The sequence below is a fragment of the Variovorax sp. GW823-FHT02B07 genome (assembly GCF_058797695.1).
Window position 1 is genome coordinate 1281778 of the sequence record NZ_JBXAJX010000001.1, and the last position, 22732, is coordinate 1304509.

A 22732-nucleotide genomic window follows, 5' to 3' on the forward strand; every position below is an offset into this window, starting at 1 on the left:
CGTCAGGCCTGCGGCGCAGCATCCGCGCGCAGGCCATCGATCAGCAGCGACAGGCTCGCCCGGAACTCGGTCTCCGCATCGCTGGCCGTGGCGGCGGTCGCGATCTCGATCAGGTGCGGAAACCGGTCCTGTGGCAGGGCCTGGAAGCGCGCGATCGTGTCGTCGGGCGATTCGTCGGCCTGTAGCGTGAGCGGCCCGGCGAGCTCCGCCTGCGCGGCGCCCATGATGAGCGCCGACACCGCGCGAAAACCCACGAGCAGGCGGGCGCCGCTGCGGCCGCTTTGGGCCAGCGTGCGCAGCAAGGCTTCGGTTACCTCGAACACCGCGGGCGAGCGGCTGCGCTTCGTGAGGATCAGGGGAATCACATGGGGATGGTCGCGGATCACGCGCCACAGCGCGATCGCGATGTCCTCCAGCGCTTCGTGCCAGGGCAGGCGGTCGTCGGTCTCCCAGCGCACCTTGCCCAGCACCGCCTCGACCACCAGCATCTCCAGCTCCTCGCGCTGCGACACGTAGTTGTAGAGCGTCATCGCGCCGGTTTCCAGCCGGCTCGCGAGCGCGCGCATGGTCAGGCCGGAGAGGCCGTCCGCATCGACCAGCGCCAGCGCGGCCTGCTGGAGCTGTTCACGGGTGAATTTGGCGGGACGTCCCACGCTTGACTCCGTTCTCGAGGAGGTTGTAGAGTAATAAACGTACAGTGTACTTAAAAATCGGAAGACGCTTTCCAGCCACCCGGCCCGGCGTCCTCGCAACCCTCTTGAAGGATCATCGATGAAGTTCTCGCCCGGCGATGTGGTGCCCGCCACGGCCCTGGAAACGATCCACGGAAAGCCCTTGCAGCTGCCGGACGCCGGTTCGCGCTGGGTCCACCTGCAGTTTCGCCGCTTCGCGGGCTGCCCGGTCTGCAACTTCCATCTGCTGACCTTCGCCCGCAGGCAAGGCGAGCTGGCGGCGGCGGGCATCCGCGAGGTCGTGCTCTTTCACTCGTCCGCGCAGGAGATGCGCAAGTACCAGGCGCAGCTGCCGTTCGACTGCGTGGCCGACCCCGCCAAGGCGCACTACCGGCGCTTCGGTGTGGAAACCTCGCGGCTGGCGTTCCTGCATCCGCGCGTCTTCTGGAGCGGCCTGCGCTGGGTGCTCGCGACGGGCCGCTTCTACAGGCGGGCGGAGAACGGCATCACGGGCTTGCCGGCCGACGTGCTCATCGACGCGCGGGGCACCGTGGTCGCCGTCAAGTACGGCGGGCACGCGGACGACCATTGGGAGGTCGACGAACTGCTGGCGCTGGCCGGCGCCGCGAGCTCCTAGACAGCGGCGCACGCCCGCGGTGCGCAAGTGCACGCTGCAGGTGCGTTCGGGCGCCACTTTCCAGCCCAATCCCGGAGAACCCGTCTTCCAGGCCTGAAAACCACCCGGCATGAAGCTTGCAAGCGCTCGCAACTGAATGAAATTTGAATTTCAACTATTCAAAGTAGGTGAAATCCATATGCCATTCAGGCGTGATGCGGCCTACGATGCGATCCGCGACATCGGGCTGCCACGCGCAAGCAAGCACTTCATTCCTTCTTCAGAGGTTTCTCATGGCTGGACCTGCACTTTCTTCCGGGCCCGACTCGCCCCGAGTCGCGGAGCTCGATCGCGCGCTCGACACCATCGGCGTCACGCGTTCGCACCACACGATCATTTTCCTGATCCTCATCGGCTGCCTGTTCGACGCCTTCGAGCAGAACGCGGTCGGCATCGTCGGCCCGATGCTGCGCGAGCAGTGGGGGCTGAGCGCCTCCGACATCGGCTTCCTGAACACCGTCACCTTCGCCTGCGCGGCCATCGGACGGATCATTTCGGGCTTCATCGCCGACCGCTACGGCCGGCGCGTGATGCTGTCGATCGACCTGCTGCTGTTCACGCTCGGCGCAGGCATCTGCGCGATGGCGCCCAATTTCACGGTGATGGCGCTGGGCCGCGCGGTCGTGGGCTTCGGGTTGGGCGGCGAGATCGCCATTGCCGTGACCATGCTGGCCGAGTTCTGCTCGACCAAGTTCCGCGGCACGGCCGTGGGGATGGTGAACGTGGGCGCGGGCGGGCTGGGCAACTTCCTCGCACCGGGCTTCGGCCTGCTGGTGTTCTGGATGTTCCCGGGCGACAACGCCTGGCGCTGGCTGTTCGCCTGCCTCATGGTGCCGGCGCTGCTGGGCGCCTTCTACCGCCGCTACATCCCCGAGACGCCGCGCTTCCTGCTGTCGCAGGGGCGCGTGAAGGAAACCAACGCGGTGCTGTCGCGCCTCGCCTCGGGGCGGCTGTCGGGCAAGCCGGCGGCGCCGCAGCCATACATCACCGACGACGGCACGCTGGCGCAGGCCGCCCGGCCGAAGGTGCGCATGACCGAAATTTTCCGCGGCGCACTCGCGCGGCGCACGGTGCCGCTGTGCATCACGATCTGGATGACCTACGGCGCGCAGATCTCGGTGCTCACGCTGATGCCGACCATCCTCGTGACGCTGGGCTACAGCATGTCCAAGAGCCTGCTGTTCACGATGGTGATGCAGGGCGGCAGCCTGCTGGGCGCCATCGCGGCCTCGCTGCTGGGCTTTCACTTTCCGCGCAAGCGCGTGCTGACGGCCGGCGCTGTGTGCGCCTGCCTCGCGGCGCTGACCATCGGCTTCGTGGCCAAGAGCATCGTCGTGATCCTCATTGCGGGCGCGGTGTTCCAGTTCTTCGTGCTGCTGCTGAACACCACCATCTGGATCTTCGCGCCCGAGCTGTACCCGACGCGCGTGCGCGCCTTCGGCACGGCCTTCATCCTGGCCACGGGCACGGCGGCCGGCGCGCTGATGCCGCTGGTGGCGGGCCGCCTGTTCGACAGCTTCGGGCTGGTCGGCGTGTTCGGCCTGGCCGCCGCGATGTACGCGGTGTTCGTCGCCAGCGTGCAGTGCGTGCCCGAGACCTACGGCCAGTCGCCCGATGCGCTGCCGCTGCCCGGCGAGGCCGAGGCCGAAGACCGCGCACCGGGCGCGACGCTGGCCCGCTCGAACTGAGCCACGCACCGAACGATCTCCAAAGAAAGCGTTTTTCCGCATGCCCGACATCCTGCTCATCAACCCCAACGCCTCCGTCGCCACCACCGACATGATGGTCGGCATCGCGTCCGCTGACGCGCCCGCCGGTTGCCGCGTGACCGGCCGCACGGCCGTGCAGGGCCCGCCGATGATCGTCAACGAAGACGAGCTGAACGCGGCCGCGCTCGAGGTGCTGAAGGTGTGGCGCGCGGCGGCGGGCGAGGGCTGGGACGGCGTGATCGTCAGCGCCTTCGGCGACCCCGGCGTGGCGCTGCTGCGGCGCGAGGTCGGCGTGCCCGTGGTCGGCATCGCCGAAGCCTCGATGCTCGCGGCGGGCGAGGGCGGACGCCGCTTCGGCATCGCCACCGTCACGCCCGACCTCGTGGCGCCCATCGAAGCGCGCGCCGCCGCGCTCGGCTTGCGCGCGCAGTTCAGCGGCATCCGCCTCACGCAAGGCGATCCGCGCGCGCTCGCGGCCGATGCGAAGGCGCTCGAAGAGGCCTTGGCGCAGGCCGTGCAACGCTGCATCGACGACGACGGCGCGCAGGCCGTGATCATCGGCGGCGGTCCGCTCGGGCAGGCGGCGCTCGCGCTCGCACCGCGCTTCGAGGTGCCGGTGATCGCGCCGATCGGTGCGGCGATGCGGCTGCTGTGTTCGAAGCTCGCGGTCACGCCGTGAGACGATGGTCGCGGCGATGAGAGGCAAGGCGTTTGGGCAATGAACGCCTTCTAGAATGAAACGACACACTTGTCCGCAAACGTCGGGCAAGCCGCATCGTTCGTTTTCTTTTTTGCATGCCTCACCTTCGACCGCGTTCCGCTTTCCTCGCTTTTCTTCTTCTCTCTTCCCTCGGCGCCGTCGCACAAACCGCGACACCCCAGCTGGTCCTCGTGCCGCATCACGAGCGCGCCCCGGAAACATCCCAGGCCCCCGCACTCGACCTTGCCGTGACGCGCTTCGCGGGCATGGCGTCGGGCTCGTACTACTGGCCCGAAGGCTTGCTGGCCGAGCAGCTGATCTCGGGCCTGGCCTCGCGCCCCGACCGCAAGCAGCAGGCGCTGCCTGACGGCCAACGACTGCTTTCGTCGTACCGCCGGCCCTACGACGGCGGCGAGCGCGCGGCCGTGCTGGTCGACGACCGCAGCGGTGACGTGCTGGCTGCCGCACTGGTGCATCGCAGCTGCGGCAAGGACTCGTCGTCGAGCGGTTGCCTCGACGACCAGCATGCCGTGCTCTCGATCTTCTTGCGCCCCGGCCTCGACCGCACCAAGGCGCAACCGCTGGTCGCATGGAGCCAGCAGGTTCCCGACCGCATGCAGGGCGGCGAGGGCGTGGGCGAGAAGATCGCCACGACCGAGTACGTCACGATGGACGCCGCGCGCACCACGGCGCGTCCCATCGTGCGGCCCAACAAGGCCTTCTCCGCGCAGGTGCCGCTGTACCCCAAGGCGCTGATCTACGGCACCGCGCAGGACGCACTGAGCGACGCCAAGGCCAAGCGCGTGCTGCGCCTGCAGACCGTCGACACGCCGCAGCAGGTGCTGGCGTTCTACAAGCAGCTGTCGCCGCCGCTGAAGGACATCGAGTCCGGCGACGGCTTCATCGCCGGCAGCCGCAACGGCCTGAGCTTCTCCGTCAGCACGACGGTCCCGCGTGACATGCCCGCGATCACGAACATCGAAGTGGAGATTTCAGAATGAAGAAGAAGTTGATTCCGGCGGCGCTCGCGTCGCTGCTGTTCGCCTGCGCGTTCGCAGCCCATGCACAAGACACGGCCGGCCCCGTCACGACCGAACTGCCGCCGCCCACCCTGCGCCTCAGCGAGCAGACGCGCATCCGCAGCGCCGTGATCGGCCTGGTCGGCTACGCGCGCGGCAGCTACACCGAGCCCGACACGCTGATCGCGCAGCAGCTGCTCGAAGGCATGCGCTCGAAGTTCGACGTCACGCGCACCGTGTGGCCCGACGGCCGCCAGGTCATTGCGTCCGTCAGCGGCGGCGGCCACGGCGAAGAGCGCGCGGCGATGCTGATCGACGCCGACGGCCGCGTGCAGGCGGTGGGGCTGGTCAACGGCCACTGCCGCGCGGCCGCCAAGCGCGACGACCCCAAGGTGTGCAACCCCTTGCCGCAGACCGTGCTGTCGGTCTTCCAGCGTGCCGGTGCCAGCCAGGCCGACGCCGCGCCGCTGGTGGCCTGGAGCAAGCAGCTGCCGTCGTTCCTCGCGGCCATGGCCGACAGCGACGATCCGGCGGACGTGGCCGCCGCGCAGAAGATCGCCAGCGTCGAATACATCACCGGCCAGCCCGGCGTGCCGGGCTGGCGCGCCGAGCAGCTGCCGCCGGGCTTCCCGGCGTCGCTGCATCCGCTGCTGGTGCAGACGGCCGAGGTGAACAGCACCGCCAGCGCCGGCAAGATCGTGCTGCCCAAGGGCCTGGCCGGCCTGCCGATGCGCACGGCCTACGAGCGCTCGCAGCGCCCCGAGGCGCAGCTGCCCGATGCCGAGGTCACGCTGCGCAGCTACGAGCCGATCGCCAAGCTGGTCGACACCTACCGCGAACTCGCCAAGGGCGCGACGCTGGACGAAGAGGGCCGCGAGGTCGTCTTCAACGGCACCGACGGCGCGGGCCGCTACAGCGTGCGCCTGCGCGACGCGAAGGAAACCGGCGTGTTCATCACCGTGGCGAGCTGGAAGCGCAAGTAGCAGCGGCCAAGCGTTGCATGGCCCTTTGCGGGGCGGATGTCAATCGGAGGATTCTTGCCGCCCCCCTGCGATGACACCGAGGCGAGCGGGGCAGGGTGCTCACGAGAATCGATGCATGACCGAGGCCGTCAGAGCCCGCCGCATCCACCTCGAGGAGACAACCACCATGCACCGCTCCCGTTCTCTCGCAGGCCTCGTTCGCCTGCTGCTTCGCACCACGGTCCTGTGGGCGCTCGCGATGCTCGCGGCGCCCGCGCTGGCCGCCTACAACCAGAGCCTCACGCGCACGCTGGACGCCGGCCAGATCTACGGCAAGGTCGCGGCCAACAACACGCACGCCTTCCTGGGCATTCCCTTCGCGCAGCCGCCGGTGGGCAACCTGCGCTGGCGCGCCCCGCAGCCGCCGCAGCCGTGGAGCGGCGCGCGCGCCGCGACCACGCTGGCCGGCATGTGCGCGCAGGTCGGCAACCCCTTCGGCGAGCCCGACCCGGCCACCTTCGGCCAGCCCGTGGGCACCGAAGACTGCCTGTACCTGAACGTGTGGCGCCCGAACTCCAGCGCCGAGAACCTGCCGGTGTTCTTCTGGATCCACGGCGGCAGCAACACCAAGGGCTCGGCGCGCGAGCCGGCCTACGACGGCGCCTACCTGGCGCAGAAGGCCAACATGGTGGTGGTCACCGTGCAGTACCGCATGGGCATGCTGGGCTGGCTGAACCACCCGGCCATGAAGACCGGCAACGCGCTGGACGACTCGGGCAACTTCACCACGCTGGACCTCGTGCGCGCGCTCGATTGGGTGAAGGCCAACGCGCGCGCCTTCGGCGGCAACCCGGGGCAGGTGACGGTGGCGGGCCAGTCGGCCGGCTGCATCAACACCTGGGGCCTGCTGCAGTCGCCGCTGGCCGACGGCAAGTTCCACCGCGCGCTGTGCATGTCGGGCGTGCCCAATGCCTATCCGCCAGTGGTGGGCACGCTGGCGGCCGACTCGCTCATCGACAACCTGCTGGTCGACACCGGCCGCGCCTCGACCACGCTGCAGGCCGCGGCGCAGCGCGTGACGATGAGCCAGTCCGACATCGCCGCCTTGCTGCGCGGTGCGAGCGCGGCGCAGATCATGAAGTTCACGCCCAGCCCCGTGGTGCCGGGCCACTTCACCGACGGCACCGTGATCCGTGCGAGCGGGCTGCCCGGGCTGCTCGCGGGCAACTACAACAAGATGCCGCTGATGATCGGCTCCACGCACGATGAGGGCTCGTACTTCGCCTTCCTGTTCGGCATGGGCCAGCCCTCGCAGCAGGAGCTGTGGAACCTGACCAACTACGCGGCGCCCGGCAGCGTCACCTTCAACCAGCTGATCAAGCCCGAGTTCCGGCCGATCTACACGCAGACGCATGAAGTGATCAGCTACGCGCTGGACAACGTGATCGACAACGTGATCCGCGTGCTGCGCCTGCAGAACGGCGACATCTACCGCTACAACTACAACTGGGACGACACGCCGCAGCCCTGGAAGGACACCTTCGGCGCGTTCCACGGCATCGACGTGGCGGCGCTGTTCGGCAACTTCGTGACCGACGAGCCGAACTTCATGCGCTTTGCCTGGAGCCCCGCGAACGCCAGCAGCCGCAAGGCGCTGTCGGACAAGTTCATCGGCCACGCGGCGAGCTTTGCCCGCTACGGCGCACCGAGCCGCATGTTCGACGGCCAGACGACCTGGAACAACTGGACCAACTTCGTGTGCCTGCTGTGCAGCAAGCGCATGGTCTTCGACAACCAGCCGCGCATGTCGGCCGACGACTACCTGTTCTTCTGGCCGCGCTACTCGCTGCTGTCGCCGCAGCAACGCGAGTTCCTGTTCCAGCAGATCGACTTCAACGCGCTGCCCGATTCGGTGGACCCACTGCGCAACGGTACTCGCTGAGCTCCTGAAAAAGCCAGCTACTGGATGATCCCGTGCCGCACGGCATAGAGCACCAGCTCCGCCGTGCTGGCCACGCCCAGCTTGTCGAGGATGTTGCTGCGGTGCGTGCTCACGGTCTTCACGCTGATGAGCATCTCGTCGCCGATGGCGGTGAGCGACAGGCCCTTGAGCATCATGAGCATGATCTGGTGCTCGCGCACCGTGAGGCGCTGGTGCGCGGGGCGGTCGTCGCGGCCTTCGAGCTGGCCGCTGACCTGCGAGGCGGCGCGCGCGCTCAGGTACTGGCCGCCGGCCGCGACGCAGCGGATCGCGCGCACCAGCTCGGCGGGCTCCGCGTCTTTCGCGATGTAGCCGCGCGCGCCGGCCTGGATGGCGACCAGCGCGTACTGTTCCTCGGCGTACATCGACAGCATGAGCACCGGCAGCGCGGGCTGCAGCGCGCGGATCGAGGCCAGCACCTCCAGGCCGTTGCGGCCTTCCATGTTGATGTCCAGCAGCACCACGTCGAAGCGGCGCTGGCGCACCAGCTCGAGCGCTTCGGCGCCGTTGCCGGCCTCGGCCGTGGTGCGCAGGTCGGTCTCGTCGAGCAGCAGCCGCTGCAGGCCCGAGCGGAAGATCGTGTGGTCGTCGACCATCAGGATGTCGATCATGCCGGGCCGTTCTCCGGCTGCAGCAGCGGCACGCTCAGCGCCAGGCGCGTGCCCGCGCCGGGCGCCGCGTGGATGTGCAGCTCGCCACCGATCTCGCGCGCGCGTTCGCGCATGCTCAGAAGGCCCAGCGCGCTGCCCTCGGGCGCGTCGGGGTCGAAGCCGCAGCCGTCGTCGTGCAGCGCGAGCCGCAGGCGTTCGCCGTCCACGCGCAGCCGCACGTCCACGCGCTGCGCCTTCGCGTGGCGCAGGACGTTCGTCAGGCCTTCCTGGAAGATGCGGTAGACGGCGGTGGCCTGCTTGGGCGCGAGCCGCAGCGCGGGCGCGTCGGTGTCCAGCGAATGCAGCACGCCCGAGCGGCGCGTGAAGGCCTGCAGCTCGTGGGCCAGCGCCACCGACAGATCGAGGTGGTCGAGCGCGCTGGGGCGCAGCGCCTCCGAGATCTGCTTGACCGTGTCGATGGTCTGCTGCGTGAGCGCGATCAGGCCCTGCGTGAGCGCCTGCACCTCGGGGTTGTCGGCGCGGCGCTGGATGCGCGTGGCGTCCATCTTGATCGAGGTCAGCATGCCGCCGAGCACGTCGTGCACGTCGCGCGACAGCGCCAGTCGCTGCTCCTCGAGCTTGTTGGCGGTGTAGGCCGCCAGGGCCTGCAACTGCTCGCGCGAGCGCTGGCGCTCTTCCTCGTTGCGCACGCGGTCGGTCACGTCCACGCCCACGCCCATCACGGCCGGGCGGCCCCGGTGCTCGATGCGCGAGCCGTGGACTTCGACGAAGCGCACGCGCCCGTCGCGGTGCAGGCCGCGCGTGATGAAGTGCATGCTCGGCGGATTGCCCGCCAGCCGGATGCGGATGCGCGAGCGCACGACTTCCACGAAGTCGGGCGGCACGATCTCGGCCAGCGACATGCCGGTCATTTCCTCTGCGGTGTAGCCCACGATGGCGGCCCAGGTCGCGTTGCAGTAGACGAAGCGGTCGTCCTGGATCACGTAGATGCCCGCCACCGCCTGTTCGACGATGGTGTCGAAGGGCATGTCCTGCAGGCTCTCGCGGGCGGGTGCTGTCATGGGGGCGGGCGGTGGCGCGCTGCATGATAGGTCGCGGGCCGCGCCGCACGGCCGCGCCCGAGGGTTTGCGAGCAGCAGGGTTCCCCGTAGCGCCGGCCGGAAATGTCCGATGGCCGCCGCATGCGCTGCGCCGCCAAGATCGGGGCCCGCCTGCTTCAGGCTGCCCCACGGCCGGCGACGCCGGCAAGGACGACACGACGATGGTCTACCGCTGGCTTGCGCCTTTGCTCCTCCTGTGCCTGGGCCTGCCGGGCCGCGCCGACGAGATCGTGGTGGGGCAGTCGCTGCCGCTGAGCGGGCCGCTCGGCGAGGCCGGGCGCAACGTGAAGGACGGCATCGACGCCTACCTGGCGCGCGTGCAGCGCGAGGGCCTGCTCGGGCGCCACAAGCTGGTGTGGCGCGCGCTGGACGACGGCTACTCGGTGGAGCGCCACACGCAGAACATCCGCCAGCTGGTGGTGCAGGACAAGGTCGATGCGCTGGGCCTGTCGGCCGGCACCTCGCACATCGACGCGGCCTACCCGACGATGCGCGAGGCGGGCACGCCGCTGATCGGCGCGATGACCGGCGCCTCGGCGCTGCACGGCGCGCAGCGCGCGCTCATCTACCACCTGCGCGCAAGCTACGCCGACGAGGTGCGCCAGCTGGTCGCGCAGGCGGTGTCGGTGCGACAGCGGCGCGTCTTCGCGGTCTGGCAGGACGACGGGCTGGGGCGCGACGCTTTTGCCGCGCTCGAGATCGCGCTGCGCGGCGCGGGCATCGAACTGGTGGGGCAGCAGGGCGTGGCGCTGGCGCAGATGGACGGCGCCGCGCTGGCCGCGAGCGTGCGCGCGGCCAAGCCCGATGCGCTGTTCGCGCTGTGCGTGACGCCGTGCGGGGTGAAGCTGCTGTCGGGGCTGGCGGCGGAGAGCGGTGTTGCGAGGCCGACGCCGTACATGCTCTCGATCGTCAACGGCGAGGTGCTCGCCAAGAGCGTGGGGCCGGCGGCGCGCGGCACGGTGATCTCGCAGGTCATGCCCAACCCGCGGCTGGCAACCTCGCCGCTGGTGCAGCGCTACCAGCAGGACATGCGCAGCCACATGGGCCGCGACGAGTTCAGCTACTTTTCGCTGGAAGGGTACGTGGTGGCGATGGTGACGGTGGAGGCCGCGCGCTCGGCGCTGGCCGCTTCACCACGCCGCTCGATGCAGGACGCCATGAAGCTGATGCTGCGGCGTGAGATCGAGGGGATTCCGGTGTCGAGTGGCGACGATCCCGGGGTGCGTCCGCATCCGGTGACGCTTTCAATGATCGGCAACGGAGGGCGGCTCATTCATTGAGGCTGAGCCGCCCTGAAGAAGATCAGCCGATCTCGGCGATCAGCTCGATCTCGACGCAGGCGCCCATCGGGATCTGCGCCACGCCGAAGGCGCTGCGCGCATGCGCGCCCTTTTCGGGGCCGAACACTTCGGCGAAGAATTCGCTGGCGCCGTTGGTCACCAGGTGCTGTTCGGTGAAGGTGCCGACCGAGTTCACGAGGCTCATCACCTTGACGATGCGCTTGACCTTGTTCAGGTCGCCCACGGCCGCGTGCAGCGTGCCGAGCAGGTCGATGGCGATGGCGCGCGCGGCCTGCTTGCCTTCGTCGGTGCCGATGTTGGCGCCGAGCTGGCCGACCCAGACCTTGCCGTCCTTCTTGGCGATGTGGCCCGACAGGAACACGAGGTTGCCGGTCTGCACGAAGGGCACGTAGGCGGCGGCGGGTGCGGACACCGGGGGCAGGGAAATGCCGAGGCTGGAAAGCTTGTCGTAAACGCTCATGGAGACTCCTGATCTGGGGATGATGATGACGATGACGGGGGTGATTGTGTCTGTGTTTGCGCCGCCGACGCCGGCAGCTGCACCACTTCCCCCACGGGTTGCACGGTCACGCCGACATGCAGCGTGTGGCGCGCGCCGCCATGCAGCACGCCGCGCATCGGCGAGACGTCGGAGTAGTCGCGCCCGATGGCGAGCGTGACGTAGTCCTCGCCGGGCTGGCGGCCGTTGGTGGGGTCGAAGTCGGCCCAGCCACCCACGCTCTCGGGGCCTTCGCCCTCGCCAGGCAAATACACCGACACCCACGCATGCGAGGCGTCGGCGCCGACCAGGCGCGGCTGGCCCGGCGGGGGCTGCGTGAGCAGGTAGCCGCTCACGTAGCGCGCCGGCAGGCCCATGGCGCGAAAGCACGCGATGAGGATGTGGGCGAAGTCCTGGCACACGCCCTTGCGCTGCGCCAGGGCCTCGACGGCGGGGGTGTTGATCTCGGTGCTGTCGGCGTCGTAGGCGAAGTCGCGGTACATGCGCTCGGTGAGGTCCATCGCCACGTCGAAGGTGGGACGTTCGGGCACGAAGCTGGCGCGCGCGTAGGCCACGAAGTCGTCGTGGCGCGGCACGTACGGCGAGGGAAACACGAACTCCGAGGCGGGGTCGAACGGTGCGTCCTTGCGAAAGCGGAAGCGCTCGCGCACGGTCTCCCAGGGCAGCTCGCGTGCCACGGCGGGCGAGAGCACGGGCGCCGAGGTTTTCACGACGCTTTCGGCCGTGACGATGAGGTGGTCGTGCGTTGTCTCGAGCGCGAAGAAGGCGCGCGTGTTGCCGTACAGGTCGGGCACCTCGTTGCGCTGCGCGGGCGCGGGGTCGATCGTGAGCTGGTGGCTCACGAGCTCCTGCGAGGCGGTGGCCAGCGGGCGCAGGTGCGCCAGGTGCTGCGCCGTCTCGACCGCCGGCGCGTACGCGTAGCGCGTTTCGTGGGTGACGTGCAGCAGCATCGCGCGGCTCGCTGGTTACTTGGACTCGGCGCCGAAGTGCGAGGCGTAGATCTTCGCGTAGGTGCCGTCGGCCTTGATGTCGGCCAGGCCCTTGTCGATCTTCGCCAGCAGCTCGGCGTTGCCCTTCTTCACGGCGATGCCGTACTGCTCGGTCGAGAAGCCGGCGTCGCTCACGGTCTTGAAGCCGCCGCCCGGGTTGTTGGCCAGGTAGTGGGCCACCACGCCGTTGTCGGCCACCACGGCCTGTACGCCGCCGGCTTCGAGTTCCTTGAGCGCCAGCGGCGTCGATTCGAAGCGCTTGATGTCGGTGCTCGACTTGCCCAGCAGCTTGCCCACCACCTCGTCGCCGGTGGTGCCGTTCTGCACGCCGACCTTGAGCTTCTTGATGTCGTCGAACTTCGCGACCGTCGAATCGCTCTTCACCGCGATGAGCTGGCGGGCCTCGAAGTAGGGCTGCGAGAAGTCCATCGTCTGGCGGCGCTCGGGCGTGATGGTGATGGCCGACACCAGCAGGTCGCGGTCGCCCAGCTCGAGCGTGTTGAAGATGCCTTCCCACGGCGTGTTGACGAACTTCACCTCGATGCCGGCCTTCTGCGCGATGGCCTTCACCACGTCGATGTCGAAGCCCACGACCTCGCCCTTTTCGTTCTGCGATTCGAAGGGCGTGTAGGCCGCATCGGTGCCGACGACCAGCACGCGCGGTGCGGCAGCGGGCGGCGGTGCCGAGGCGGCCCCGGGCGCGGCGGGTTCCTGCTTGCCGCAGCCGGCGAGCGCGAGGCCGACCAGGAGGCTGGCGGCGGTCAGTGTGAGACGGCGGTTGAGGGCGATGCCGGACATGGAAATGCCTCCTTCGAAATATCGTTGTGTGTATCTGTGGAATCAGGCGCCCACTGAGCGCAGCGATTCGGACGTGAGCGTGAAGTAGCGCGTGCCGATGGCGTCCGACACGTGGTACGCCGCGGTCTCGCAGGTGGCGAGCAACTCGACCAGCGCGGGGTAGTCGGCGCCGGGGCCGGCCGCGCACAGGTGTTCGAGCGTCCAGGTGGCCGGGTCGGGCAGCTCGTACGACAGGGCCGTGAGCTTGCCCGGCGCGCTGCCCGCGAGCCGCGCGATGCGCCCGCGCAGCGTCTGCGTGACCCAGGCCAGCGAACGCGGGTTCTCGGCGTCGAGCACCAGCAGGTCGACCAGCGTGGCGACGTCGCGGCGCTGCTGGTAGCGCGCATGGAAGGTGATGGTGCTGTCGAACAGCGCCACCATCGCCTCGAAGCCGCTCACCTCGTGCACGGCGCCGTTGGCGAAGCCGGCCTCGAGCGCGCTCGAGAGAAAGCCCAGCCGCTCGATGTGGCGGCCGATCGACAGCAGCCGCCAGGCGTCGTCGCGCGTCATGCGGTCGGTCTGCGCGCCGGTCATGGCGGCCAGCGCGGTGCTCGCGGATTCGAGCGCGCGCAAGGCGGCGCTGGCGGCAAAGCTGCCTTCGCCGGCCTGCTCGGCCGCGCGCCGCAAAAAGTCGCTTTCGGCGCGCACGATCTGGTTCCAGTTGTCCTGCGAGAGCCGCTCGCGCACGGCCGCCGCGGCCTGCCGGATGCTGCGCAGGCTGTAGCCGACGCTGCCACCGTTGTCGACGTCGCCCAGCTCGGCGATGAGTGCGCGTTCGAACACGCGGCGGGACTGCGGCGCGCTCGGCGCCTCGGCCGGCACGAGTGCATTGCGCACCGCCATGCGGTGCAGCCATTCGAGCAGCGGGCGCGAGGACTGGTCTTCGCTGCCCAGCAGGTTGAGCGTGAGCCGCGCCAGCCGCACCGCGTTCTCGGCGCGCTCGGTGTAGCGGCCGAGCCAGAACATGTTCTCGGCCGCGCGGCTGGTGACAGGCGCGCGGTGCCGCGCCAGCGAGGCCGGCGTGGCGTGCGGTTGCAGCAGCGTGGTGCGGTCGACCTCGCCGTGCGTCTGCACCCAGACGTCGGCACTGCTGCCGCCGCGCTGCATCGAGGCGATCTGTGCGTCGGGGCCCGCGAGGCGCGCCAGGCCGCCGGGCAGCACGCGCCACGACTGCGGGCCGTCGCTCACTGCGAACACGCGCAGCATCAGCGCGCGCGGTGCGATGTGGCCGGGGCCGAGGTCGCTGGCCCAGGTCGGCATCTGCGACAGCGGCAGGTAGCCCTGCACCGTGTGGACGTCGCCCTCGCGCACGATGCGGCCGGCCCATTCGTCGATTTCACGGCGGCCGAGCTGGCTGCCGAACACGGCGTCGAAACTGGAGCGCCCCTGGAAGCCGGGGTAGGTCGGCTTGATGGCGCTTTCGCCGAGCTGCGGCAGCACGGCCTCGAGCGCGGCGCGTTCGCCGCACCACCAGGTCGGCAGTGCCGGCAGCTTGAGCTTCTCGCCGATGAGCCGCAGCGCCAGCCCCGGCAGGAAGCCCAGCAGCGCTGGCGACTCAAGGAAGGCCGAGCCCGGCATGTTGGCCACGAGCAGGTTGCCCGCACGGATCGCCTGCAGCAGGCCGGGCACGCCGAGCGTGGAGTCGGGGCGCAGCTCCAGCGGGTCGAGGAACTGGTCGTCGAGCCGCTTGATGAGACCGTGCACCGGGCGCAGGCCCTGCAGCGTCTTCAGGTACAGGCGCTGGTCGCGCACCGTGAGGTCGCTGCCCTCGACCAGCGTCAGGCCGAGGTAGCGCGCCAGGTAGGCGTGCTCGAAGTAGGTCTCGTTGTACGGGCCGGGCGTGAGCAGTGCGATGTGCGGCGGCGAGCCCGAGGGGCACATGCGCTGCAGGCCTTCCATCATGGCGCTGTAGGTGGCGGCCAGCCGCTGTACCTGCAACGCCTCGAAGGCCTGCGGAAACTGCCGCGTGATCGCCAGGCGGTTCTCCAGCAGGTAGCCCAGGCCCGAAGGCGCCTGCGTGCGCTGCGAGACCACCCACCAGTTGCCGTCGGGGCCGCGCGCGAGGTCGAAGGCGGCGATGTGCAGCCAGGTGTCGCCCGCCGGCTTCACGCCGTGCAGCGCGCGCAGGTAGCCCGGATGGCCGCGCACCAGTGCCGGCGGCAGCAGGCCCTCGGCCAGCAGCTGCTGTGGGCCGTAGGCGTCGGCCATCACGCGGTCGAGCACGCGCACGCGCTGCTGCACGCCGGCCTCGACCTGGGCCCAGCTCTCGGGCGAGACGATCAGCGGGAACAGGTCGAGCGACCACGGCCGCTGCGGGCCGTTGGCGTCGGCGTACACGTTGTAGGTGACGCCGTTGTCGCGGATCTGCCGCTCCAGGCTGACCGCGCGCCGCGGCAGGTCGTTGATGCCGCCGGGGCCGAGCTGTTCGAAGAAGGCGTTCCAGGCGGGGGTGAGCGGGGGCTGCTCGCTGGAGGGTGAGGGTTCCTGTGCCTGCGATTGCGAGGAGGACTGTGACTGGGACTGCGATTGCGACGGAGCAGGTCGCTCCTCGGCGGCGTCGTACAGCAGCGGGGCCGCGGCGGGCGCCGGGGCCGCGCCCGACACCGGCCGTGAGGGCGCCGCGGGCGTTGCCTGTCCCCGCAATTCGTCGAAATGCCCAGGCAGGGCCGCCGGCGCGAGCGAAGACGCCAGGGCCGCCGGATGCTCCGGGGCCTGGGCGTCGAACAGGGATTCGTTCAGGGGTTCCACAGGGGGGAGATTGTCACATCACCGTCACCGGGGCCTCCGCGCACCGTCTCGCGAGGCGAAATGAAGGCGTTGAAGGTCCGTACATGAACAGCGGTAGCCATAATCAAAAAAACAATCCATCTCTTCACATGAGCGCGGCGTCCCCCAACTCACCGCTGCAACCACATATCGAGAGCCGCATCCTGTCATTGCGAGAGCAGCGCGTGATGCTCGATTCCGACCTAGCGGTGCTTTACGACGTGCAGACCAAGGTGCTGGTGCAGGCGGTCAAGCGCAATGCCGAACGCTTTCCGGCCGATTTCATGTTCCAGCTTTCGCCTGAGGAGTGGGCGGCTTTGAGGTCACAAACTGTGACCTCAAACACCGGCCGTGGCGGCCGACGCACGGCACCCTACGTGTTCACCGAGCAGGGCGTGGCGATGCTGTCCTCGGTGCTCGGTAGCCCGCGCGCCATTGCGGTCAACATCGAGATCATGCGCACCTTCGTGCGGGTACGGACGCTGGTCACCACGCACCAGGACCTGGCCAGGCGTTTGAGCGAGCTGGAAGACAAGACCGAGCTGATCGACATGCGGCAGGAATCGTTCAGCAGCAACACGCGCAACCAGCTGCGCCAGGTCTTCGATGCCATCAAGGCGCTGACGACGCCACCCGATCCGCCCAGGCGGCCCATCGGCTTTGTGACGCCCGATGAGAAGAAGGCTCCGAAGGCGCGCGGCAAGCAATAAGCCCCGCACGAACAGAGCCCACCTCGTTCCTCAGCGCCGCAGGTCCAGCGTGAACGGAAACTCCCGGCTGCCCGGCAGCTCGATGGTGGCCGGCGGCGTGCGCAGCAGGCCCGGGGTGTGGCCGGTGCGCGTGAAGCGCGAGTGGCGACGGCTCTCGGCCTCGTAGGCGTTGACCGGGAAGGTGTCGTAGTTGCGACCGCCCGGGTGGGCGACGAAGTACTGGCAGCCGCCCAGCGAGCGCTTCATCCAGGTGTCGACGAGGTCGAAGGTCAGCGGTGCGTGGGCCGGAATGCTGGGGTGCAGCGCCGAAGGCGGGTTCCAGGCCTTGTAGCGCACGCCGGCCACGAACTCGCCGGTGACGCCCGTGGGCTGCAGCGGCAGCACCTTGCCGTTGACGGTGACGACGTGGCGGCTTTCGTTCAGGCCGGTCACGCGCACTTCGATGCGCTCCAGCGACGAATCGACATAGCGCACCGTGCCGCCGGCCGAGCCTTCCTCGCCCATCACGTGCCACGGTTCGAGCGCGTTGCGCAGCGACAGCTCCACGCCCATCGACTGCATCTGGCCCACGAGCGGGAAGCGGAACTCGAAGTGCGGTGCGAACCAGTCGGCATCGAAGGCAAAGCCGGCCTGGCGCATCTCGCTGATGACGTCGTCGAAGTCCATCTTCACGAAGGTCGGCAGCAGGAAGCGGTCGTGCAGCTCGGTGCCCCAGCGGGTGACGGGCGCCTGGTAGGGCGCGTCCCAGAAGCGGGCGACCAGCGCGCGGATCAGCAGCTGCTGCGCGATGCTCATGCGCGCATGCGGCGGCATCTCGAAGGCGCGCAGTTCCAGGAGGCCGAGGCGGCCGGTGCTGGAGTCGGGCGAGTAGAGCTTGTCGATGCAGAACTCGCTGCGGTGCGTGTTGCCCGACACGTCGATCAGGATGTTGCGCAGCGTGCGGTCGACCAGCCACGCGGGCATATTCTGGCCGTAGATCTCGCGGTTCTTGGCGATTTCCTTCAGCGCGATTTCGAGTTCGTAGACCTGGTCGTTGCGCGCCTCGTCTACGCGCGGCGCCTGGCTGGTCGGGCCGATGAACATGCCCGAGAACAGGTAGCTCAGCGACGGGTGGTTGTGCCAGTACAGCAGCAGGCTGGCCAGCAGTTCGGGCCGGCGCAGGAAGGGGCTGTCGGCGGGCGTGGCGCCGCCCATCACGAAGTGGTTGCCGCCGCCGGTGCCGGTGTGGCGGCCGTCGGTCATGAACTTCTCGGCCGACAGGCGCGTCTCGAACGCGGCGTTGTAGAGGAACTCGGTGTGGTCGACGAGTTCCTTCCAGTTGTGGGCCGGGTGGATGTTGACCTCGATCACGCCCGGGTCGGGCGTCACGGCCAGCATCTTCAGGCGCGGATCGCGCGGCGGCGGGTAGCCTTCCATCACGATGCGCACGCCCAGCTGCTGCGCGGTGGCTTCGACGGCGGCGACGAGGTCGAGGTAGTCCTCCAGGCGCGCCAGTGGCGGCATGAAGACGTAGAGCACGCCCGAGGCGCTGCCTTTCTTTTCGGCCGCGGGGCCGTTGGCGCGGCGCGGGTCGCGCACCTCGACGCACAGCGCGGTGCGCGTGACCCAGTGGGCCGATTCGCCGCGCAGCGGCTGGCGCGTGGCGGGCGTGGCGGCATCCGCAGCAGCTGCTGCATCGCCCTTCGCCGCATCGCCGGGGCTTTGCATGCGCAGCGACGCGGCCACCACGGGCGGCGCGCCGAAGGTGTAGGGCACCTCGCCCAGGTCGGCGCCGGCCACCGGGGTGGCGGTGGCATAGCGCGCGCGGTAGTCGGACGCGCTGGGCAACGCCGCGCGCGGCGCGGTCGGGTCGCGCTCGATGAGATAGGGGTAGTCGCCCTTGCTGGCCCACGGTTGCGAGTCGAGCGGCAGGCGGTAACCCATGGGCGAGTCGCCCGGGATCAGGAACAGGCGGTCGTCGCGCAGGAACCAGGGGCCGGTCTTCCAGCCGGGGCCGGCGAGCGCGGGCGCGTCGCTGTTGGCGTTGCCGGGTTCGATGGGCAGCATGTAGCCGATCACCGCGTCGAGCTTCTGCGTGAACACGCGGCGCAGGCGCACGCGTTCGAGTTCGTCGTCGAGCTTGGAGTCGAAGGGGTCGACGTTCACCGGCAGGCGGCGTTCGCGCCACAGGTAGTAGTAGGTGTCCTCGTAGCCGGCCTGGATGTAGCGCTCGGTGAGGCCCAGCTTGTGCGCCAGCACGGTGGTGAAGCGGCGCGCATCCTCGCTCGTGTAGTGCGTGGGAAAGCGTTCGTCGGCGAACAGCTCGGGGTCGTGCCACAGCGTCTGGCCGTCGGCGCGCCAGAAGATCGACAGCGCCCAGCGCGGCAGCTGCTCGCCCGGGTACCACTTGCCCTGGCCGAAATGCAGGAAGCCGCCCTGGCCGTACTCGGCGCGCAGCTTGTGCACGAGCTCGGTGGCGTAGCCGCGCTTGGTGGGGCCGAGCGCGTCGGTGTTCCATTCGGGCGCGTCGCGGTCGCTGGTGGCCACGTAGGTGGGCTCGCCGCCCATGGTCAGGCGCACGTCGCCGGCGACGAGGCGCGCATCGACCGCGTCGCCGAGCGCGAGCACCTCGGCCCATTGTTCTTCGGTGTAGGGCTTGGTGACGCGCGGCGATTCGTAGATGCGCGTGACCTTCATCTCGTGGCTGAACTCGACCTCGGACTCGTCGACGCCACCTTCGATGGGCGCGGCGCTCGACGGCGTGGGCGTGCAGGCCAGTGGAATGTGGCCTTCGCCGGCGAGCAGGCCCGAGGTGGCGTCCAGGCCGATCCAGCCGGCGCCCGGCAGGAACACCTCGCACCAGGCGTGCAGGTCGGTGAAGTCGACCGTGGTGCCGCTGGGGCCGTCGAGCGCCTTCACGTCGGGCGTGAGCTGGATCAGGTAGCCCGACACGAAGCGCGCGGCCAGGCCGCAGTGGCGCAGCAGCTGCACCAGCAGCCAGCCCGAGTCGCGGCACGAGCCGCTGCCGTTGCTCAGCGTTTCTTCGGGCGTCTGCACGCCGGGCTCCATGCGGATGAGGTAGCTGACGTCCTTTTGCACCTGCTGGTTGATGCCGACCAGGAAGTCGATGGTGCGCTGCTCCTTGCGCTCGATCCTGTCGAGGTAGGCCTGCAGCAGCGGCGTGGGCTTCTCGGTGACGAGGTAGGGCGCCAGCTCTTCCGCCTGCGAGGCCGTGTACTTGAAGGGGAAGTTCTCGGCCTGCGGCTCGAGGAAGAAGTCGAAGGGGTTGTAGACCGCCATCTCGACCACGAGGTCGACCGTGACCTTGAACTCGCGCGTCTTCTCGGGGAACACGAGCCGCGCCTGGTAGTTGGCGAACGGGTCCTGCATCCAGTTGACGAAGTGCTCGGCCGGCTCGACCCGCAGCGAGTACGAGATCACATTGCTGCGGCAATGGGGCGCGGGGCGCAGTCGCACGACTTGCGGGCCCAACTGCACCAGGCGGTCGTATGTGTAGTGGGTGACGTGGTGGAGTGCGGCGTGGATGGACATGCGTAGGGGCGTGCAGTGCAGCGAGGTTGCATCGAAAAGATGTCTCTGGTGAGACGCATACTAGCCCAGTTGCCAAGCAATTAACGCGCCATCGAGCGTGGGTTGGGGGAGGGTTTGCATCATGGATTCCGGGGTGTCGGGAGGGCAGTCGCGGCGTGCGTCCGAGGCTGTCGCGGGTGGGTCGGGGGCCTTCGTTGCGCTGGGCGGCACGCTGCTCGGCGCGGCGGTGCAACTGCGCCAGCCGCTGTTGTGGGCGGCGGGTGTCTACGTCGCGTTGCTGCTCGTGGGGCTCGGCGGCGGATGGCTGTTGTGGCGGTGGCGTGGGCCTCGGTGGGCGGTGCTCGTGCTGTCGCTGGCCTGCGGCGCGATGGCCGGCGCGGGGCTCGCCGGATGGCGCGCCACGGCCTACGCGCAAGGGGCGCTGGAGCCGCAGCTCGAAGGACGCGACCTGCGGCTCACGGGCGTGGTCTCGCAGATGCCGCAGCCCGGCGAGATCGGAACGCGCTTCCGTTTCGATGTGGAGACGGCGCAGTGGGCCGAGGCCTCACGTGATGCTGCGCCGCCGGCGGTGCCGCCGCGCATCGCACTCGCCTGGTACGGCGACTACGGCGGGATGTGGGAGCAGCCCGCCGAACGTCGCGCATCCGTCGCACGCACCGTGGGCGAGGTGCACGCCGGCCAGCGCTGGCAACTGACCGTGCGCCTGCGCGCGCCGCACGGCAACCTCAATCCGCACGGCTTCGACAGCGAACTGTGGGCGTGGGAGCAAGGCGTGCATGCGCAGGGCCATGTGCGCGCCGGGGCGCGCGACCCCGCGCCGCGCCTGCTGGGCACGACGTGGCGGCACCCGATCGAGCGGGCGCGCGAAGCCGTGCGCGATGCCGTCTTCGCCCGCGTGGACGACCGGCGCCAGGCCGGCGTGATCGCCGCGCTCGTCACTGGCGACCAGGGCGCCATCGACCGCGCCGACTGGGACGTGTTCCGCGCTACCGGCGTGGCGCACCTGATGTCGATCTCGGGCCTGCACATCACCTTGTTCGCGTGGTTCGCGGCGCATGTCGTGGGCGCGCTCTGGCGGCGCAGCAGCCGGCTCATGCTGCGGCTGCCCGCGCAACAGGCTGCGCTCGCGGGCGGCGTGCTGCTGGCCGCGCTCTACGCGCTCTTCAGTGGCTGGGGCGTGCCCTCGCAGCGCACGGTCTGGATGCTCGCGGCCGTGGCGCTGCTGCGCCTGACGGGCCGGCGCTGGCCATGGCCGCACGTCTGGCTGCTGACGGCGGCGGTCGTGGTGGGCGCCGATCCGTGGGCGCTGCTGCAGGCCGGCTTCTGGCTCAGCTTCGTGGCGGTGGCGGTGCTGTTCGCCTCCGCCACGGCCGTGCCGGGCGAGGGCAGGGGGGGCGCGCTCACGCGCCTGGGGCGCTTCTTTCGTGAGCAATGGACGATCACGCTGGCGCTCACGCCGCTGAGCCTGCTGCTGTTCCAGCAGGTGTCGGCGGTCGGGCTCGTGGCCAACGCGCTCGCGATCCCGTGGGTGACGCTGGTGATCACGCCGCTGGCGATGCTCGGCGTGGCGGTGCCGCCGCTGTGGGACGCGGCGGCCGTCGCCGTGAAGCTGTTCGCGCTGCTGCTGCAGGCGCTCGCCGGCCTGCCGTTCGCCACGCTGTCGATGGCCGCGCCGCCGCCATGGCTGGCCGCAAGCGGCGTGGCGGGCGGCGTGCTGCTGGCGATGCGCCTGCCGTGGTCGGTGCGCGCGCTCGGCCTGCCGCTGCTGTTGCCGGTGCTGCTGTGGCTGCCGACGCGGCCCGCCGTGGGCGAGTTCGACCTCCTCGCCGCCGACATCGGGCAGGGCAACGCGGTGCTCGTGCGCACCGCCACGCACAGCCTGCTGTACGACGCCGGGCCGCGCTACGGGCTCGACAGCGACGCGGGCCACCGCGTGCTCGTGCCGCTGCTGCGCGCGCGGGGCGAGCGGCTCGACATGCTCCTGCTGAGCCACCGTGACATCGACCACACCGGCGGCGCCCCCGCCGTGCTCGCCATGCAGCCGCAGGCCGCGCTGCTGAGTTCCATCGAGGCCGCGCACCCGCTGCAGGCGCTGCGCCCCGCGCGCCGCTGCGAGGCCGGGCAGCGCTGGACCTGGGACGGTGTCGATTTCGAGGTGCTGTTTCCCTTCGACAGCGACTACCTCGGCTTCACGCGGCCCAATGCCGTGTCGTGCGTGCTGCGCATCGGCAACGGCCGTGCCACGGTTCTATTGGCGGGCGATATCGAACGGCTGCAGGAGGCCGCGCTGGTGTCGCGAACGCCCGGGCTTGCGGCCGACGTGCTGCTGGTGCCGCACCATGGCAGCAAGACCTCGTCGAGCGAGCTTTTTCTGGACGCCGTGCGCCCGCGCATCGCGCTCGTGCAGGCCGGCTACCGCAGCCGCTTCGGCCACCCCGCGCCCGAGGTGGTGGCGCGCTACGTCGAACGCGGCGTGCAGGTGGTCGACAGCCCGCGCTGCGGCGCCGCCCACTGGGCGAGCCCGGCGCCGGCCGAGCTGAAGTGTGAACGCGCGAATGATCCGCGCTACTGGCGCCACCGCATGCCATGAAGGTCCGAAACGCGAAATGCCCTCGCATCGGGCCCAAACCTAGGGCTTCTACTGGCCTCGAACTTGCTAAGCTATGGCTC

Annotated in this window: 17 protein-coding genes; 9 read left to right on the forward strand and 8 right to left on the reverse strand. The window is 69.8% G+C overall.

Annotated elements, in window-relative coordinates; genetic code table 11:
- Nucleotides 1–2: 2 nt before the first annotated feature.
- Nucleotides 3–653: a TetR/AcrR family transcriptional regulator gene (locus AC1RGU_RS06065; RefSeq protein ID WP_492695400.1), complete on the reverse strand. Its 651-nt coding sequence runs from the start codon at nucleotides 651–653 to the stop codon at nucleotides 3–5.
- Between the two features lie 118 nt (nucleotides 654–771).
- On the opposite strand from AC1RGU_RS06065, the gene AC1RGU_RS06070 reads away from it, so the two are divergent.
- From AC1RGU_RS06070 to AC1RGU_RS06095, 6 genes are all read left to right on the forward strand, one after another.
- Nucleotides 772–1308 (forward strand): peroxiredoxin-like family protein, encoded by a 537-nt coding sequence (locus AC1RGU_RS06070; protein ID WP_159272393.1) that lies wholly within the window; start codon nucleotides 772–774, stop codon nucleotides 1306–1308.
- Nucleotides 1309–1580: 272 nt separating this feature from the next.
- A complete protein-coding gene (locus tag AC1RGU_RS06075; protein ID WP_492695402.1) occupies nucleotides 1581–3035 on the forward strand; it encodes an MFS transporter in 1455 nt (484 codons plus the stop codon).
- A 40-nt stretch (nucleotides 3036–3075) separates the two neighbouring features.
- A complete protein-coding gene (locus tag AC1RGU_RS06080) occupies nucleotides 3076–3735 on the forward strand; it encodes an aspartate/glutamate racemase family protein (RefSeq protein WP_492695404.1) in 660 nt (219 codons plus the stop codon).
- A 269-nt stretch (nucleotides 3736–4004) separates the two neighbouring features.
- Nucleotides 4005–4757, forward strand: a complete 753-nt coding sequence (locus AC1RGU_RS06085) for a hypothetical protein (RefSeq protein WP_492695405.1) — start codon at nucleotides 4005–4007, stop codon at nucleotides 4755–4757.
- Nucleotides 4754–5758: a hypothetical protein gene (locus tag AC1RGU_RS06090; RefSeq protein WP_492695407.1), complete on the forward strand. Its 1005-nt coding sequence runs from the start codon at nucleotides 4754–4756 to the stop codon at nucleotides 5756–5758. Before AC1RGU_RS06085 ends, AC1RGU_RS06090 begins: the two co-directional genes overlap by 4 nt.
- 166 nt (nucleotides 5759–5924) lie before the next feature.
- Nucleotides 5925–7679 (forward strand): carboxylesterase/lipase family protein, encoded by a 1755-nt coding sequence (locus AC1RGU_RS06095; protein ID WP_492695409.1) that lies wholly within the window; start codon nucleotides 5925–5927, stop codon nucleotides 7677–7679.
- A gap of 17 nt (nucleotides 7680–7696) precedes the next feature.
- Here the strand turns inward: AC1RGU_RS06095 and AC1RGU_RS06100 are convergent, their stop codons facing one another.
- Both AC1RGU_RS06100 and AC1RGU_RS06105 read right to left on the reverse strand, forming a co-directional pair.
- Nucleotides 7697–8329 carry a response regulator gene (locus AC1RGU_RS06100; protein ID WP_062476788.1) on the reverse strand — a complete coding sequence of 211 codons (633 nt, stop codon included), beginning with the start codon at nucleotides 8327–8329 and terminating at the stop codon, nucleotides 7697–7699.
- Nucleotides 8326–9390: a sensor histidine kinase gene (locus AC1RGU_RS06105; protein WP_487849164.1), complete on the reverse strand. Its 1065-nt coding sequence runs from the start codon at nucleotides 9388–9390 to the stop codon at nucleotides 8326–8328. The genes AC1RGU_RS06100 and AC1RGU_RS06105 overlap by 4 nt, the downstream gene beginning before the upstream one ends.
- Nucleotides 9391–9590: 200 nt before the next feature.
- On the opposite strand from AC1RGU_RS06105, the gene AC1RGU_RS06110 reads away from it, so the two are divergent.
- Nucleotides 9591–10709: an ABC transporter substrate-binding protein gene (locus tag AC1RGU_RS06110; RefSeq protein ID WP_492695411.1), complete on the forward strand. Its 1119-nt coding sequence runs from the start codon at nucleotides 9591–9593 to the stop codon at nucleotides 10707–10709.
- A gap of 22 nt (nucleotides 10710–10731) precedes the next feature.
- On the opposite strand, the gene AC1RGU_RS06115 is transcribed toward AC1RGU_RS06110, so the two are convergent.
- The 4 genes from AC1RGU_RS06115 to AC1RGU_RS06130 are packed head-to-tail and all read right to left on the reverse strand — an operon-like array spanning nucleotide 10732 to nucleotide 15803.
- A complete protein-coding gene (locus tag AC1RGU_RS06115; protein WP_062476784.1) occupies nucleotides 10732–11190 on the reverse strand; it encodes a RidA family protein in 459 nt (152 codons plus the stop codon).
- Nucleotides 11187–12179, reverse strand: coding sequence for a transglutaminase family protein (locus AC1RGU_RS06120; protein ID WP_492695412.1), 993 nt, complete (start codon nucleotides 12177–12179; stop codon nucleotides 11187–11189). The genes AC1RGU_RS06115 and AC1RGU_RS06120 overlap by 4 nt, the downstream gene beginning before the upstream one ends.
- A 15-nt stretch (nucleotides 12180–12194) precedes the next feature.
- Entirely contained in the window at nucleotides 12195–13016 is an 822-nt protein-coding gene (locus AC1RGU_RS06125; protein ID WP_492695413.1) for a basic amino acid ABC transporter substrate-binding protein, read from the reverse strand.
- Nucleotides 13017–13058: 42 nt separating this feature from the next.
- Nucleotides 13059–15803: a circularly permuted type 2 ATP-grasp protein gene (locus tag AC1RGU_RS06130; protein WP_492695415.1), complete on the reverse strand. Its 2745-nt coding sequence runs from the start codon at nucleotides 15801–15803 to the stop codon at nucleotides 13059–13061.
- A gap of 83 nt (nucleotides 15804–15886) precedes the next feature.
- Here AC1RGU_RS06130 and AC1RGU_RS06135 point away from each other — a divergent pair, with 83 nt between their 5' ends.
- Nucleotides 15887–16531, forward strand: coding sequence for an ORF6N domain-containing protein (locus tag AC1RGU_RS06135; protein WP_492695417.1), 645 nt, complete (start codon nucleotides 15887–15889; stop codon nucleotides 16529–16531).
- Nucleotides 16532–16561: 30 nt separating this feature from the next.
- Here the strand turns inward: AC1RGU_RS06135 and AC1RGU_RS06140 are convergent, their stop codons facing one another.
- Nucleotides 16562–20062 carry a transglutaminase family protein gene (locus AC1RGU_RS06140; protein ID WP_492695419.1) on the reverse strand — a complete coding sequence of 1167 codons (3501 nt, stop codon included), beginning with the start codon at nucleotides 20060–20062 and terminating at the stop codon, nucleotides 16562–16564.
- Between the two features lie 121 nt (nucleotides 20063–20183).
- Between AC1RGU_RS06140 and AC1RGU_RS06145 the strand changes: the two genes are divergently transcribed.
- A complete protein-coding gene (locus AC1RGU_RS06145; protein ID WP_492695421.1) occupies nucleotides 20184–22652 on the forward strand; it encodes a DNA internalization-related competence protein ComEC/Rec2 in 2469 nt (822 codons plus the stop codon).
- Nucleotides 22653–22732 lie beyond the last annotated feature (80 nt).